Annotated in this window: 13 protein-coding genes; 5 read left to right on the forward strand and 8 right to left on the reverse strand. The window is 47.8% G+C overall.

Features of this window, described 5'->3' with window-relative positions:
- Window positions 1–473 precede the first annotated feature (473 nt).
- The 5 genes from AC27IB_RS10270 to AC27IB_RS10290 are packed head-to-tail and all read right to left on the reverse strand — an operon-like array spanning window position 474 to window position 5,562.
- Entirely contained in the window at window positions 474–1,730 is a 1,257-nt protein-coding gene (locus AC27IB_RS10270) for an ABC transporter permease (protein ID WP_487120715.1), read from the reverse strand.
- Window positions 1,730–2,914: an efflux RND transporter periplasmic adaptor subunit gene (locus AC27IB_RS10275; protein WP_296053320.1), complete on the reverse strand. Its 1,185-nt coding sequence runs from the start codon at window positions 2,912–2,914 to the stop codon at window positions 1,730–1,732. Before AC27IB_RS10275 ends, AC27IB_RS10270 begins: the two co-directional genes overlap by 1 nt.
- On the reverse strand, window positions 2,911–3,909 hold the full coding sequence (locus AC27IB_RS10280; protein ID WP_487120717.1) for an HlyD family secretion protein: 999 nt from the start codon (window positions 3,907–3,909) through the stop codon (window positions 2,911–2,913). The genes AC27IB_RS10275 and AC27IB_RS10280 overlap by 4 nt, the downstream gene beginning before the upstream one ends.
- Window positions 3,899–4,888 (reverse strand): HlyD family secretion protein, encoded by a 990-nt coding sequence (locus AC27IB_RS10285; protein ID WP_487120719.1) that lies wholly within the window; start codon window positions 4,886–4,888, stop codon window positions 3,899–3,901. Before AC27IB_RS10285 ends, AC27IB_RS10280 begins: the two co-directional genes overlap by 11 nt.
- Entirely contained in the window at window positions 4,885–5,562 is a 678-nt protein-coding gene (locus tag AC27IB_RS10290) for an ABC transporter ATP-binding protein (RefSeq protein ID WP_296053326.1), read from the reverse strand. The genes AC27IB_RS10285 and AC27IB_RS10290 overlap by 4 nt, the downstream gene beginning before the upstream one ends.
- A gap of 332 nt (window positions 5,563–5,894) precedes the next feature.
- On the opposite strand from AC27IB_RS10290, the gene AC27IB_RS10295 reads away from it, so the two are divergent.
- The 3 genes from AC27IB_RS10295 to AC27IB_RS10305 all read left to right on the forward strand — a co-directional run bounded on the left by AC27IB_RS10295 (window position 5,895) and on the right by AC27IB_RS10305 (window position 10,547).
- Complete coding sequence (locus AC27IB_RS10295; protein ID WP_296048620.1) at window positions 5,895–6,986, forward strand: 3-deoxy-7-phosphoheptulonate synthase; 1,092 nt, start codon at window positions 5,895–5,897, stop codon at window positions 6,984–6,986.
- A gap of 3 nt (window positions 6,987–6,989) precedes the next feature.
- Entirely contained in the window at window positions 6,990–8,141 is a 1,152-nt protein-coding gene (gene tyrA, locus AC27IB_RS10300) for a bifunctional chorismate mutase/prephenate dehydrogenase (RefSeq protein WP_296048617.1), read from the forward strand.
- Window positions 8,142–8,222: 81 nt separating this feature from the next.
- Window positions 8,223–10,547 carry a methyl-accepting chemotaxis protein gene (locus AC27IB_RS10305; protein ID WP_296048615.1) on the forward strand — a complete coding sequence of 775 codons (2,325 nt, stop codon included), beginning with the start codon at window positions 8,223–8,225 and terminating at the stop codon, window positions 10,545–10,547.
- Window positions 10,548–10,602: 55 nt separating this feature from the next.
- On the opposite strand, the gene pheA is transcribed toward AC27IB_RS10305, so the two are convergent.
- From pheA to AC27IB_RS10320, 3 genes are all read right to left on the reverse strand, one after another.
- Window positions 10,603–11,787: a prephenate dehydratase gene (gene pheA, locus AC27IB_RS10310; protein WP_296048611.1), complete on the reverse strand. Its 1,185-nt coding sequence runs from the start codon at window positions 11,785–11,787 to the stop codon at window positions 10,603–10,605.
- Window positions 11,788–12,008: 221 nt separating this feature from the next.
- Complete coding sequence (locus AC27IB_RS10315) at window positions 12,009–12,809, reverse strand: response regulator (RefSeq protein WP_296048608.1); 801 nt, start codon at window positions 12,807–12,809, stop codon at window positions 12,009–12,011.
- A 56-nt stretch (window positions 12,810–12,865) separates the two neighbouring features.
- Entirely contained in the window at window positions 12,866–13,192 is a 327-nt protein-coding gene (locus tag AC27IB_RS10320) for a translation initiation factor (RefSeq protein WP_296048605.1), read from the reverse strand.
- 135 nt (window positions 13,193–13,327) lie between these two features.
- On the opposite strand from AC27IB_RS10320, the gene AC27IB_RS10325 reads away from it, so the two are divergent.
- Window positions 13,328–13,630: an STAS domain-containing protein gene (locus tag AC27IB_RS10325; RefSeq protein WP_487120723.1), complete on the forward strand. Its 303-nt coding sequence runs from the start codon at window positions 13,328–13,330 to the stop codon at window positions 13,628–13,630.
- 20 nt (window positions 13,631–13,650) lie between these two features.
- Window positions 13,651–15,327, forward strand: coding sequence for an ATP-binding SpoIIE family protein phosphatase (locus AC27IB_RS10330; protein ID WP_296048569.1), 1,677 nt, complete (start codon window positions 13,651–13,653; stop codon window positions 15,325–15,327).
- Window positions 15,328–15,378 lie beyond the last annotated feature (51 nt).

Genomic DNA, 15,378 nt, shown 5'->3' on the forward strand with positions numbered 1-15,378 from the left:
CGGTTAAAGTTTCTTTTGAAACCCCAAGGTAATCTCTACTTTTTGTCGGCACCCCGACAAAATGTGGAGAGTGCCAGCGTTATCAATCAGTATCTTTTACTGAGTAAACTTGTTTAAGAGTCTACACATCGGCCTCCGATGCAGATTCTTCTATGAAGGCAATAGTCTTATTGTGGGAGTAAAACTTTTCAGGAGATACCGGATAGCGGCTATTGCCGCTTCCGGCATGACGTGTTAAGGCTAGCTCGATGGGATAACCCCTTACGGAGTTTCCGGGATAAAACCGGACTTTGTAATAGAGGAGATCCCGGATAACCCCCTTCGGTGTTTCCGGGATAAAACCGGACTATGTAATAGAGGAGATCCCGGATAACCCCTTACGGTGTTTCCGGGATAAAACCGGACTTTGATAAGGGGAGATCCCGGATAACCCCTTACGGTGTTTCCGGGATAAAACCGGACTTTGTCCGGTTTTAGTCTGAATGGAGGGCGTCTATTGGGTTTAGTTTTGAGGCTTTTATGGCCGGGAATACTCCAAAGCCTACGCCTACCAATAAACAAATCGATACAGATAAGACAATTGCTGTCAGCGACCAGCTAACCGCCCAGTCTGAGTAAAAACCGATAATTTCGGATAATACCAGACCGAAGAAAATGCCCAGCAGGCCGCCTATCACTGAAATCACAAAACTCTCGGCGATAAACTGCAATTTAATATCCTGCTGAGTGGCACCTACCGCGCGCAGTAAGCCAATTTCCTTGGTTCGCTCCAGTACGTTTGCCAGCATAATGTTCATAATACCGATGCCGCCCACCAACAAAGAGATGCCGGCCACACACGCCATAACGATATTGAATATGCGTTGAGTGTTTTCCTGTTGAGCCAACAACTCCACAGGAATGATCAGGCTGTAATCGTCAACGCCCCCGTGGCGCTGAGCAAGCAACTGGGTAACTGCTTTCGCAGCCAGCACCGTTGAATAATCCTCTTTCACTTCAAACTTCACTACGTCCAGTTCACTGGCGAGGGGTTCCATGTTGAGTTTTTTCTGGCTGGTGGATAACGGAATAAATACGCGGTTTCTGTCACCATTAATTTTAACGCCCTGAAAGGCTTCTTTATTGAATTGCGGGGCCGCAATTACGCCCACCACCTCAAACCAAACATGGTTGATCTTTAAAAACTGACCCAGCGGCTCGTCATCCGGAAACAGGGTGTTGGCCACATCGGCGCCCAGCACGGCAACCTGTGATACGTGCAATTCATCATCATCGCTGAGCAATCGGCCTTGGGCGGGGGTCATACTGGCAAGGTCAAAGTAGCTGCTGGTTACACCAACTGCCGAGGCATCGGCTTTGGCATAATCGCTGTATAGTGCAAACAATTTAATTTGCTTCTCGCCGCTGTAATGCGTGATAAAGGGCAGTGTGGACATAGCCGCTTCCACATCGGCAATATTGAGCCCCAGCGACTCTTCGCGAATATCCTTTAGTTCTTCAGCGGTATAGCTTTTTGATTCCACAATCAGGTTTTGCAGCCCCATGGAACCAATCATCTTCAGCGCTTCCTGTTCGGCGCCTTTACCTATATTGAGCATGGCGATAACCGCTCCAACGCCAAATATCATGCCCAGCAGGGTTAAAAAAGTACGCAGTTTTTGCGCCAGCAATTCATGCAGAGCGTCACCGACCAGCAACCGGGTTTTGGTTAGTGTGAGTTGGTTTAACATTAAATGAGCTCCCGGTATGACAGGGCAATATTATCGCCCTCTTTAAGGCCATTGGTCACTTCCACGAAGTGCAGGTTTTTCTGACCAATTTCAATTTGCTGGCGACTAAAACCACTGCCATCCTCACGGAAAACGTAGTTGATCCCCTGTTCGTTATAGATGGCCTGAATCGGCACCAGTAATTTACTCTCACCTTTAGACACCTCAATGCGGGCATTTAATTTACGCCCCGGCGAGAGGATAGGGGAGTCCTGATCATCAATATCAATGGTGACTTCAAAATATTTGGTCGGATCGGAGCGGGAAATGGTTCTGGAAAAGCCGGAGACTTGCTTTAAGGAGCCGGTAAATACTTTATTGGGATACGCCTCCAGTGAAATGGTTACACGCTGGCCAGGAGCAAGACCAATGGCCTGCTTATCCAGCACATAGCCTTTAGCCTGCATTTTCGACAAATCCGGTAGTTTAGCAATGGGGCGGCCCGGAAAAACCGTTTCACCTACCGAAGGCTTTTCACCTCGCCAGTTGGACTCATACACCAGCAAACCGTCGTAAGGGGCATGGATTTCCAGTGTTTCAATGGCTGATTTAATCTGGTTATACTTTTGTTCACTGCCTTTCTTGCGAATGCTCAGCACATCTATGGCACTGGAGTTTTGTTCCACCACACTTTCTTTTTTCCAATCCAGGTAGTTGTCTTTGGCTCCCAGATATTCTTTATTCTGCATGTTTTCGATAATTTCGATGCGTGAATACACCCGCAAATCATCAATGGTAAATTCATCTGCAAAGGCAAATTCCTTGACCACCAGGGCTTTGTCCATTTCCACATCACGCTCTTCCTGTGTCAGGGTAGAGCGGTTCAGCTTCATGTCTTCCTCTAACAGCATCATTGCCAGCATTTCTTTGCGCATGTCGAGGTTGAGCTGCTCGGCATCAAAACGGGCGATTAACTGGCCTTTTTTTACATTGGTGTATTCTTTTTCCAGCCATGCAATGGTCATGGGACGGCGACTTGATGCGCCAATGGCGGTGGCACTGGCGGCTTCCAGTTCACCTTTTACCGGCACCATCAGTTCAAACGGCTGACGTTCAACCTGATAGGTGGGGGTTGTTTGTTCTGTTTCGCCGCAACCGCTAATCAGTGTGGCTGCCACAAGGCAGGAGAACCATTTAGGCATCATGATAAGTTATCCTCCTGTACTTCAATATTTGCTTTCATACCAGGACGCATCCTTGTCGGATCGATTTTTTCCAGTTCAATTTGTACGTCAAACACAATACTCAAATTGGTTGAGGACTTTTCCTTATAGGCTTCACCAAGGGATACGATTTTACCGGCGTAAGGGACTTCCGGATAGGCATCCAAAGTCACTTTTACCTTCGATCCAATACTGAGTTTGGCCGTGTCGGCTTCGTCAAACTGAGCTTTAACCGCCAGCTTATCCAGCGAGGGAATGGTCAGTATGGTCCGGCCCATAAAAACGGAATCGCCCACCGCCACTTTTTCGCCATCCGGCGCCGCTTTATACATTATTAAGCCCGGCTTAGGTGACTGTACGGTAAGTTTGGCAATGTCGCGCTGGGTTTGTCCTAGCTTGGATTGCAGACGGTTTATTTTGCTCTGCGCCAGTTGCTCATTAAGCTCGCGGGTTTCGGCAAATTGTTTGGCCTGCTGAGTGGCCTGACTCAGTTTTGCCTTCGCGATTTCAAACTCTTTTTGCTGCTTTTCTTTTTCTACCCGTTTGGTAGAAATATCAACAATTTCGGCGAGCCGCTTTTCCTTTTCATAGTTCATTTGTGCTTCGGCTAGCGCGAGTTTTAATTCTTCCGCCCGGGCTTCATTTTCGAGCAGTTCTTTTTCAAAATTCTTTTTCTCGGCATCCAGCTCACTTTGTTGCTCAATTAGCTTGGTTTGCAATTGCTGACCATCAAACTTGAGCAGCATATCGCCTTCTTTCACATTGGTATTTTCCGGCACCAGAAACTGCACCTTCATTTGCCACATGCCGCGAATGGAAGGCGGCGACACACTGGCACTGTCGAGCGAAACAATTTCACCGGATGCGGTAAGCGGCGCACTCAGCGTTTTGTCGGATGACTGCTCAACCGTTTTATCATTGCTGCAGGCGCCGAGCATCAATGCGGCACATAGCAAAACAGAACATTTAACGTGCATGACTTAACTCCTTTGCAGCAGGGATCACCACCCGGACACTCATACCAGGCAACAGTTTTTTGTTGGGGATGTCGCTGAATGACAGTTCTATCTGATAATAGGCGCTATCTCCCCAGCCGGCTTTTTTCTCTGGCTGAGACACTTCACTGGTGACAGTGGCGGCATAACTGACTCCCGGATAGGCATCCAGCGAGACCAGTGCCTGCTGGCCAACAGCAACACGATCAGCATCTATCTCGTGTACCCAGGCATCCACTTTAAATCCATCAATGTCCTGCACCTCCATAACTTTCATGGCTGCCTGCAATGTTGTACCGGCAGTAATTTTCTCATTGGTCCACGGGTGGTACATATGGCTGACCACGCCGGTAATAGCTGACTGCACTTTTAACCGGGTGAGCTGATAACGCTGGTAATTGATGTTCTCTTCCAGTTTGGTAATTTCGATCTGCTGTTTTTGCAGTGTGTTCTCTTGCTCTATCAGCTTTTGTTCCAGTGCTTGCTGGGCCTTAAACTGTTCAACCAGCGCTCGTTCCAGTGCCAGCTTGTACTGACCTTTGTCGTATTCGCTAACGTCTTTACTTTCAATTTCGGCTTCAATGCGGGCTTTTTCTACTTCAAGGTTGGCAATTTTTAAAGCGCTGCGGGCATCGGCAACCGCTTGATCCAATTCCACCCGCTTACTTTCCATTTCAAGCGTCTGGGTATTGAGTGAATCTTCATTTTGTTCCAATTGGGCATCAACACTGCCTGAGTCAAATAACGCAATGGTATCGCCGGGTTCAACAATACTGCCCTCATCCACCATCCACTGGATTTGTATATTCCAGCGGTCGGTGCGGGGCGCTGTTACAACCTGCACATTGGATGAGGTAATCTTACCGGTAACAATAAGCTGGCTTTCTGTGCTGTCGGCTTTGGCAACAGCGGCTGCCAGGCTCACGCTGCACATCAATAAACAAACAATAGACTGTTTCATGAGTTGGTTTTCTCGCTGATGATTTGACCGTCTTTCATGGTGATCACTTTTTGCGCGAACTCGGCAATATTTTCTTCGTGGGTCACCATGACTATGGTTTGGCCCTGTTGGTGTAACTCAGTCAGTAAAGCCATAATATCGTCAGACGTCTTACTATCGAGGTTACCGGTCGGTTCATCTGCCAGAATCATAGTGGGGCGGTTAATTAAGGCACGGGCGATGGCCACCCGCTGACGCTGGCCGCCAGACATTTCAAAAGGGCGGTGGTGCATACGATGACCAAGGCCTACTTTTTCCAGCAGCGCCTGTGCTCGCTGAGTGGCTTCATCATCAGATACATCACTGTAGCGCAGCGGCAACTTGACATTCCCGACAGCATCCAACTTGGGGAGCAGGTGGAAAGTCTGAAAAATAAAGCCAATATGTTCGTTGCGAATTTTCGACAGTGCTTCATCGCTTAACTGGTTTACCGCATTACCATTTAACAAATACTCACCGCTGTCGGGCGTATCGAGACAGCCCAGGATATTCATCATGGTAGATTTACCAGACCCCGAACTGCCCATAAAGGCAACAAATTCATTTTCCTGAATGGATAAAGAAACATCGTTGAGTGCGACAATGGTTTCTTCACCATTGGTAAAACTCTTACGAATATCCTTGAGTGTAATCATCTGTCTTCGCTCATTTTTATTGTGTCCTGGATAAGATTCTCAGACATCGGAATGCTACTTTAGTGGTGTCTGTGTTCTCATACAACCCAATAAATTCGCCACATGAGCTCTGGTAACAGTTCGTTACAAATAAGTATAAAATTGGAACTTTCACTTGCTTCGCTTATAGAATCTTGGTAAAAAGTCAACGCCTGAAAACAATGTAGTAATATTTCATTGTAAATATAAGTGTACATCTGTATTTTTTGCCTGGCTCTGCTTTAATTAATAACAAGGCTGATGCCCTGTTGAAGCGGCACTGAAATGACTTTTCACCAAATAAGAGCGACCCTATGATTAAGGACACTATTAACAATATTCACGTTAGCGCAGAAAAGGTACTGGTAACGCCAGACGCGCTGGCGGCGGAACTTCCTGCCTCAGAACGGGCACTGGACGTTATCAGACAATCCCGTCAGATCATTTCTGACATTATTCACCGTCGTGATCATCGCTTACTGGTTGTATGCGGCCCGTGCTCTATTCACGATATTGAAGCGGCGAAAGATTATGCGCTGCGCCTGAAAGAACTTCATGAGTGTTATAAAGACACCCTGTATATCGTGATGCGGGTATATTTTGAGAAACCCAGAACGACTACCGGCTGGAAAGGGCTGATTAACGACCCGCATATTAACGATACTTTTGATATCGAAACCGGTTTGCGCAAAGCCCGTGAATTGCTTATCTGGCTGGCCGAACTGGAGTTACCTGTGGCTACTGAGGCGCTGGATCCAATCAGTCCGCAATATCTGGCTGAACTGTTCAGTTGGAGTGCCATTGGTGCGCGCACGTCTGAGTCGCAAACTCACCGTGAAATGGCCAGTGGGTTATCGATGCCGGTGGGCTTTAAAAATGGCACGGATGGTAGCCTCGATATTGCCGTGAACGCATTACGTTCAGCTGCCTCTTCTCATCGTTTTATGGGGATCAACAAACAGGGGCAGGTGAGTGTTATCGAAACTGCCGGCAACCCTGATGGTCACATTATTCTGCGCGGCGGTAAGCAACCTAACTACGATTCGGTTTGTGTTTCTGAATGCGAGGAATGGATGGATAAAGCCGGCCTTACCGCGGGCTTGGTAGTGGATTGCTCCCATGCAAACTCTAACAAGGATTATCGTCGCCAGCCGCTGGTGGCTAAGAATGTGGTAAACCAGATCCTTGAGGGAAATCAGTCAATCATCGGTATCATGCTGGAAAGCCATCTGAAAGAAGGTAACCAGAAATCTGACGGCGTGGATTTTAAAGATCTGGAATACGGCGTATCGATTACCGACGGCTGTATTGACTGGGAAACCACGGAAAGCCTGTTAGATCAGATGCGTGACAAATTGATTACTGTGCTACCATTGCGTCAAAATAAGCGTACGGAATTAGCCTAATCTATGTCACAAAACGACCAGGAACAGTTTGCTCAGCAACTGAGTGAATTACGCCATGGCATTGATGAGCTGGATACCCAGCTCATCGAACTTCTCGCAAAACGAGCGGCGCTCACCAGTAAGGTGGGTGAAGTGAAAGCGAAAACCGGCATGCCAATTTATGTGCCGGAACGCGAAGCGCAAATGCTGGAGAAGCGCCAGGAACAGGCCGCCAGTCATGGTGTGTCCGGATCTCTGGTTGAAGATCTTATGCGCCGTATTATGCGCGAATCCTACCATATTCAAAATAATCGCTATCGTTGTATTAATCCGGGGATCAAACAAGTCGTCATTATCGGTGGCGCCGGGGCACTGGGTAAAGTGTTTGTCGGGCTGTTTGAGCGCAGTGGTTACCACGTGGAAATACTCGAAAAAGAAGACTGGAGCCGGGCCGACAGTCTGTTTGCACAAGCCAGCCTGGTGTTGGTATCGGTACCCATTAATCTCACTGTCGATGTAGTCGCTAAACTCAAGGGTTTACCTGACGACTGTATTCTTGCCGACATCACCAGTATTAAGCATAAACCGCTGGATGCCATGATGGAGGCTCACAAGGGGCCGGTTGTGGGGCTGCACCCAATGTTTGGGCCAGACGCGCCGGGCATGATTAAGCAGGTTGTGGTGGTGTGTCACGGACGGGGAGTCTCGCATTACGGTTGGTTACTGGAGCAAATGCAAACCTGGGGGGCGACGCTGTTTGAAGTGTCGGCGCAGGAACACGATAAAGCCATGGCCTTCATTCAGGTTATGCGCCACTTCAATACCTTTGTTTATGGTGCCCATTTAGCCGGTGAAAACCCGAATCTTAATTTGCTAACACAACTGAGTTCACCGATTTATCGGCTGGAACTGGCAATGGTTGGACGACTTTTTGCTCAATCTCCCCAACTTTATGCCGATATTATTTTTAATAATCCTGAAAACTTCTTATTATTGAAACGTTTCCACCAACGTTTTGGGGAAGCTTTATCCGTTTTGGATTCAGGAGACAAAGCCGAATTTATCCGCCAGTTTAACGACATTGGTGAATGGTTCGGTGATTACGCAAAAACTTGCCTGATAGATAGTAAACGCCTTTTGCTTAAAGCGGATGATGACCAAATGCTGAGAACCTGATTACAGGCAGCGTAGCAGCAGCACTCTGGCCGGCGAAAGATTATAAAGCACTGAATAATTGTTTAAGTGGATGTGTTCGCCATGACCCTAAAGTTACGTTTATTACTGAGTATTATTCCGCTGGTAGTTGCCGGTATCCTCATTATGGCCGTTGTCGCGCTTCAACTTGGAGTCAGTGAATCACAGCAGGCACTAACAACTGTTGCTGAAGAAAAGCTCAGTATTGAAAATCGCCAGACCAGCGAAGCTATCAGGCGTTACATCGACACCGTAGACAGCCAGGTTCGGATAATGTCTTCGGAATCTCAGGTAGAGGCTGCCGCCAGCGCGTTTATCAGCGCTTATAATCAATACAGTGCTCAGCGTGGGTCATTAACCCCGGCACAGCTGGCTAAACTCAATGCTTATTATAGTGAAGACTTTGCCGGACTTTATGAGCAACGTAATAACCAGGTGTTACCGCGTCCGTTATCGCTGGTGGAGTCATTGCCCGTTACCGCCAAAACGTTACAGTATGATTTTATTGCTGGTTCCTCATTTCCGATTGGTGAAAAAGACAGTTTGTACAACCTCGGTAATACCACCGATTATGCGAAGCTGCACGAGCAGTACCACGATTATTTCAGAACCTTTCTGAAGGAATTTGGCTACTACGATATTTTTATCGCTGACGCGCAAACCGGTAACATCGTTTACTCGGTGTATAAAGAGCTCGACTTTGCAACCAGCGTGAAAACCGGGCCGTACGCGGACACCGGAATTGGTAACGCGTTTCAAAAGGCGCTTCAGGCTAACTCAGCAGATAGCGTCAAGCACAGTAGTCTAGACAGTTACTTACCCTCATACGATGCGATGGCGGGGTTTGTTTCATCGCCTGTCGTGGATGCGGGCGGCAAGACCATTGCGGTGCTGATTTATCAAATTCCTCTGGATGTTATCAGTCATATCATGACACATGGCGAAACCTGGCAGAGCGCCGGTCTTGGCACATCGGGTGAAACTTACATTGTGTCAAAGCAAAGTACGCTGGTCACCGAAAGCCGTTTCTTTCTGGAAGACCCTGAAGGTTATTTCGCTGCGCTGAAAACCAGCCTGCCTCAAGTAGCGCAACAGGTAAAACAGTCTGGTACCACCGTGGGGATTCAGCCTGTCACAACACCGGTTGTGAACAAAGCGCTCGCTGGAGAGTCAGGCTTCGACAGGATCAGCGATTACCGTGGTGTTGAAGTCTTTTCTTACTACTCTACGGTTAACATTGGCGAATACAGTTATGCTCTGCTAGCAGAGATTGATGTTGAAGAGGCTCTGCTGCCAGCCGTTTCACTGCGCAATAAATTAATTAGCGGAACGGTGTTTGCGGTGATAATGATTGCTGGTTTGGCAGCGGTGCTGGCCATCTGGCTAGCAGGACGCCTGGTGAAACCGCTCAATAAAGTGGGGGACACCTGCGCAGCTTTAGCCTCTGGTGAAGGGGATTTAACCATCGTACTGGACAAATCCAATATTCCTGAGATTAACCGGATCATTGAGCCGTTTAATCATTTTATCGGCCAGATCCGCACTATTGTTGCGCAGGTCAAAGACGATGCTGATTCACTGGCCTCGGCGGCTGAAGAATTGAGCGCCGTAACGCAGCAATCAGAGCAAAATGCGGTGGACCAGGTTAAGCAAACCGAGCTGGTGGATGAGGCTATTTCACAGTTATCCACTTCGGTAGGCGAAGTGGCCAAGTCAACGGCTAAAAGCCGCGACCACGGCGTACAGGCCACGTCCAGCCTGACGGAAAACCAGGAGCGAGCGGATTATGTAGCCGATAATATTCAGCTGTTAGTGAAGCTTATCAAAGACTCCTCCCACGTTATTAGCTCGTTGAAAGATGAAGTGGGTCAGATTACAGATTTACTTAATGTGATCACCAGCATTGCCGACCAGACCAACCTGCTGGCGCTTAACGCTGCTATTGAGGCCGCGCGGGCTGGCGAAGCTGGCAGGGGCTTCTCAGTGGTGGCCGATGAAGTTCGCGCGCTGGCCAACCGTTCTCAGGAAAGCACCGTGGAGATCGGCCGCCTGGTAGAGAAAATGAATCTTTCATCGGTGAAGTCGGTGCAGGCGATGGAAAAAGCCGAAGCCGCAGCCAGTGGCGGTATTCACCTTGTAGAGCTGGTGACCAAAGCCATGAAGGAGTTAAGCACAACGATAGAACAGGTGCAGGAAATGGCCGATCTTGTTGCCCAGGCCACAGAAGAGCAGGACCAGACCTCGCGTATGGTGCTTGGCAGTGTTAGTAAGGTCAATGCTTTGTCTACGGAAGTACGCAGCGGTGCGGCGCAAATCAGCAGTGCGTCACTGGAACTGGCCAGTATTGCCAGTCATACCCGCACCATGGTGTCGCGCTTTAAAGTGTAATCAGACATTAATCAGAGCACTCTGCTGGAGCAGAGTGCTTTGTTAATGAAAGACGTTAGCCGGCTGTCAGCGCCTTGGAGGCGGCAACCTTAGTGGGGTTAATTTCTTCACTGGGGTAGCAACCCAATACTTTCAGATAACGGGTAATGCGCTTAAGCTCAATTAATGCGCTTTGCACCGGGCCATCCTGAGTATTCCCTTCCACGTCAATATAAAACAACTCTTCCCAGGGATTGCCCGGGATCGGACGGGATTCCAGCTTGGTCATATTGATGTTGTTTTCTTTGAGTACCATCAGGGCCTCTACCAGCGCGCCGGGTTTTTGCACCGTTGACATAACAAAGGTCGTTTTGGCCGGTACCTGCAATGGCACAACCACCGGTTGTTTGGCCACGACGATGAAGCGACTGTGATTTTCTTTCTGGTTAGCCAGGTTAGATTTAATCGCAAACAACCCATACAGGTTACCACCGGCTTCACTGCCTATGGCGGCTACGTCATCACGGTTCAGTTCACTGACTTTCAGCATGGCCGAAGACGTGGCATCCATAGTTTTTACTTCTACGTTACCCAACTCTGCCAGGAAGTGGCTGCACTGGGTGAAAACCTGCGGGTGCGCATAAAGGGTTTTAATGTTTGCCAGCGTCGTTTCTTTGGCTACCAGCAACGAATGTTTAATGGCATGAGTCAGTTCGCCAATAATGCTTAGTTCAGTATTTTGTAACTGGTCGTAGACTTCGTTAATACTGCCCGAAGTGGTGTTTTCGACCGGTAGTACGGCGTAATCTGCTTCGTTACTTTCAACTTTACCCACCACTTCACGGAAACTCTGACAGCCAAGCTCCAGCAAATCGCCCGGGCGGCGGGAAAAATATTTCTGAGTCGCCAGATAGCTGTATGATCCTCGATCGCCTAAAAATGCTACGCGATTGAGGGGCAGGGCACTGCCTGGGTTGGCGCGTTCAGCGAGCATTGCTTGCTGGTTTAACACCGAGTCTTCAATAATCACGTGAAAAATTTGCGTGATGTAGTGAGCATCGAGACCCCTTTGCTGGCCTTCTTTAATCAGCCGAATGAGCAACTGCTCTTCGCGGGCCTGATCGCGGACCGGAATATGGTGCTTAATTTTCGTTTCAGCAACCTGATTGGTCAGGCCACGACGTTCAGATAACAGGCTGAGTAGCTCGGTATCCAGCGCAGTAATGCGCTCTCTAATTTGATCTAATTCAGGGGCAGACATACATTCTCTCTTAACACTTCAGGCAAAAAAAAACCTCCCGTAGGGAGGTTTATTCGCACGCGCTACGTATCCTCCCTCAGATGAAGGTAATAAACACGAAGAAGCGAGCGATGATATTTAGATTACATAATTTCATACCGGTACTTTATTTCGCCAGTGCCTCGCTGTCAACTCATTTTTACGCCAGAGTCGACATTATTGCTGGTGTGTACTTGACATTATTAGTCACTCAACAATGCCGCCAACATGGTTCTGACTTCAGCCGGTTCAAAGGGTTTATCACATAGCGCATTCACACCGGTTTGCTGAATGTTTGCCATATGAACGCTGTTAGCCGCCTCTGACGTGACCATAATAATCGGAATATGTGAGGTTTCCGGATTGAAGCGGATAAACTCCGACAGCTCACGGCCGTCCATTTCCGGCATGTTGTAATCGGTGACCACCAAATCAAAGGACTCGTCTTTAATTAATGTTAGCGCCATCGCACCGTTTTCGGCTTCTTTAATTTTTTGCAGTCCCATCCCTTCCAGGACGCGGCGGATATGATTTCTGGCCAGTTTGCTGTCATCTACCAGCAACACACGCACTTCGTGTACATCAAACAGGTCGAGTTCCAGTTCGTCGGTATTCAGTAAATCCAAACTGGCATTCAGCGCCCTGTGCAAATGAATGGTTTCAAAGGGTTTAGGCAAAATAGCAGCGACACCGGCTTGTTTAAACTCTTCAAGCTTACTGGTGCGTGATTCACTGGAAACCAGCATAAACGGAATATGCTTAAACGACGGATGTTCTTTAGTAAACTTCAGTAAATCCAGCGCCGTGCCGTCTTCAAAGTACATAGCGCTGACAATCAGGTCGGCACCGTGAAGGTCTACCAGCTTTCGGGCCTCAGCGATATTGGCTGCCGAGTCGATTTGCTTCACATTTTCTTTGGTGAGCATGCCGGAAATAATCTTACGCTGGGTATCAGAAGGTTCGACCAACACGATATTCAGGTCTGAGATTGATAACTTTTCCATTCAATTTCTCTTAGTTGTTTATTCTAATTGTTATTCTGTTGAGTATGAGGCTTATACTAACCACCGGCTACTTTGGACTTTATACCCTGTTGTTCAAGTAACTGCTGAATTTTGCTGCGGTCGTCGGTTTGCAGCTCTATGGTGCCGGCTTTTACCGCACCGCCACAGCCACACTTTTTCTTTAGCACGGTACACAGCGCTTTTAGATCATCAGCGCTTTGGTCAAGCCCGGTAACAATAGATACCCCCTTGCCTTTGCGACCTTTAGTTTCCCGTTGTATACGGGCGATGCCATCTTTATTTACCGAGCGGGTATCATTAGATTCCCGGGACAGATCAACTTTTCCGCCATCAGTACTGTAAACGAGTCTCGAATTTTGCATACTTTGCTGTAACTCTTTAAAACTGGACTACAATCAAATAAGCCGAAGTGGTTATAACAACTTATTCTGTAGTGGATAAATTAATGCGTTGCTAGTATTAATAGTAGCAAACGCCAGTTGTGAGTGGGAGCACAAATGAGTATAAAAACTGAAGTTGTCAATGATTCGACCTTCACTATTCAAATTGGCGAAAGGTTCGACTTTTCGCTGGTGACTGATTTTCGTAACACGTATGAAGATCTGGACCCCAAAGTAAAACAAATTGATATTGATTTATCGGCCACACAATATATGGACAGCTCTGCTCTGGGGATGCTGCTTAACATGCAGAAAGTACTGGCAGACCGTCATCTCACCTACCGTATTCTTAATACCCGGCCTCAAATTGCCCGGATCCTGCAAATTTCGCGATTTAATAAAAAATTCGATATTCAATAGCCACAGGCGAACCCTTCTGCATGGTAAAAATCCTGATTGTTGATGATGAAGAAATCAACCGCATTATGTTGCGGGAAATGCTCAGTGAGGCTGGCTACAGTGATTTTATAGAAGCGGGAAATGGCCTGGAAGCGGTGGAGTTAGCCTGTCGTCATAAACCGGATATTGTGTTGCTTGATGTGATAATGCCGGGAATGTCCGGTACCGAGGCTGCACCGCACATTAAAGCATCATCACCGGATTGTTATTTACCGATATTGTTTATCACCAGTCTCGACGATGAACAAAGCCTGGTCAGGTGTCTGGCAAGTGGCGGAGATGACTTTATCTCCAAACCCTTTGAAAAAATCATTCTGCATGCCAAGTTAAAAGCACACGAGCGAACCCGGCAACTGAGCCTGGAAATTCAGGATAAAAACCGCTCTCTGACGTATTTTCAACTGGAGGTTGAAAGAAACCATCGCATTGTTGAGCATATTTTCGATAATGCTATTGGTCAGAATTCGATAGCGGTCGATTATTTCGATTTTTACACCCAGCCTGAAGCGCAATTTAACGGCGATCTGTTTTTGTGCGAACAAAGTCCTTCCGGCGGGGTTTATGTGTTTATCGGCGATTTCACCGGTCATGGCCTGGCGTCGGCGATTGGCGCTATTCCGGTAGCCCAGCTATTTACCGCTATGACCCTAAAGGGCCTTGCGGTGGGTGAAATGGCCAGCAGGATTAACCGCTTGCTGGTAAATTTGTTACCCGCCGATATGTTTTGCGTCGCAAGCATTCTGGAGATTAACGCTAATGGTAAAAACTTTACGGTGTGGAGTGGCGGCTTACCAAGACTGGCGGTGAAAACCCCTGAGCAACAGATTCGCCTGCTTATTGACCCGCAACATATGCCACTGGGTATCCTCGAAGAGCATGAGTTTGATAATCAAACACAATACTTCGAAACCGAGTGGGGCGATACTCTACTACTCTACACCGACGGCCTGATGGAAAGTCATCATAAAGAGTTAGGCATGCTTGGCGAAGAGGGAGTGGAAAAGTGGTTCACGATGAATCAGCAGGTCAGTGCACAATTACTGGTCGATAAGGCCGAGTTATATCGTGCGGGAGAAGCCGCTGATGATGATATCACCATTGCGCTTTTTCAGTGTCGTCCTTTCCAGTTTAAGCCGCCGGAGCTGCTGGCAAAACCAGTGCCTTTTAATTTGTCTTTTCACTTAACCGCAGAGCATATTAAAGATGTTTATGTGATCGATCAGGTGGTGGCTATCGTAAACAGCATTCCGGGCTTAGCGGCTATACGTTCAGAACTTTTTACCGTGATAACGGAGCTCACCAACAACGCCATAGAACATGGCATTCTGGGCTTATCGTCTGATCTGAAAGCCGAACCGGAAGGATTCATTGAATATTATGAACGCCGCCGGGAAGGCATTGAAAACCTGCAGCAAGGCGACATTTGGATCACCGTTCAGCGACTGATGCCAGACAACGTGCTGGAAATTTGTATGCAGGACAGTGGGCCAGGGTTTGATGTTTCTGTGCTGCAAAGCTCCGAGGATCAGACCTTCGGAAGGGGATTTGTATTAATCAGAGAGTTATGTGAGTCCTTGCAGATTTCCGACTCAGGTAAACAGATTAAGATCATCATGTCCCTGATGCCAACCGTAGATGATACCGATATTCCAGAATAGGTTCAGTGTTACAAATTGTAAGATTAACGATAGATTTCCTGGTGTGAGGCG

Source organism: Alteromonas sp. 4NH20-0104, from assembly GCF_057547795.1.

Bases quoted from the DNA above. Each gene is read 5' to 3' on its own strand.
- AC27IB_RS10270 (WP_487120715.1), bottom strand. From the start codon at position 1,730: ATGTTAAACCAACTCACACTAACCAAAACCCGGTTGCTGGTCGGTGAC.
- AC27IB_RS10275 (WP_296053320.1), bottom strand. From the start codon at position 2,914: ATGATGCCTAAATGGTTCTCCTGCCTTGTGGCAGCCACACTGATTAGC.
- AC27IB_RS10280 (WP_487120717.1), bottom strand. From the start codon at position 3,909: ATGCACGTTAAATGTTCTGTTTTGCTATGTGCCGCATTGATGCTCGGC.
- AC27IB_RS10285 (WP_487120719.1), bottom strand. From the start codon at position 4,888: ATGAAACAGTCTATTGTTTGTTTATTGATGTGCAGCGTGAGCCTGGCA.
- AC27IB_RS10290 (WP_296053326.1), bottom strand. From the start codon at position 5,562: ATGATTACACTCAAGGATATTCGTAAGAGTTTTACCAATGGTGAAGAA.
- AC27IB_RS10295 (WP_296048620.1), top strand. From the start codon at position 5,895: ATGATTAAGGACACTATTAACAATATTCACGTTAGCGCAGAAAAGGTA.
- tyrA (WP_296048617.1), top strand. From the start codon at position 6,990: ATGTCACAAAACGACCAGGAACAGTTTGCTCAGCAACTGAGTGAATTA.
- AC27IB_RS10305 (WP_296048615.1), top strand. From the start codon at position 8,223: ATGACCCTAAAGTTACGTTTATTACTGAGTATTATTCCGCTGGTAGTT.
- pheA (WP_296048611.1), bottom strand. From the start codon at position 11,787: ATGTCTGCCCCTGAATTAGATCAAATTAGAGAGCGCATTACTGCGCTG.
- AC27IB_RS10315 (WP_296048608.1), bottom strand. From the start codon at position 12,809: ATGGAAAAGTTATCAATCTCAGACCTGAATATCGTGTTGGTCGAACCT.
- AC27IB_RS10320 (WP_296048605.1), bottom strand. From the start codon at position 13,192: ATGCAAAATTCGAGACTCGTTTACAGTACTGATGGCGGAAAAGTTGAT.
- AC27IB_RS10325 (WP_487120723.1), top strand. From the start codon at position 13,328: ATGAGTATAAAAACTGAAGTTGTCAATGATTCGACCTTCACTATTCAA.
- AC27IB_RS10330 (WP_296048569.1), top strand. From the start codon at position 13,651: ATGGTAAAAATCCTGATTGTTGATGATGAAGAAATCAACCGCATTATG.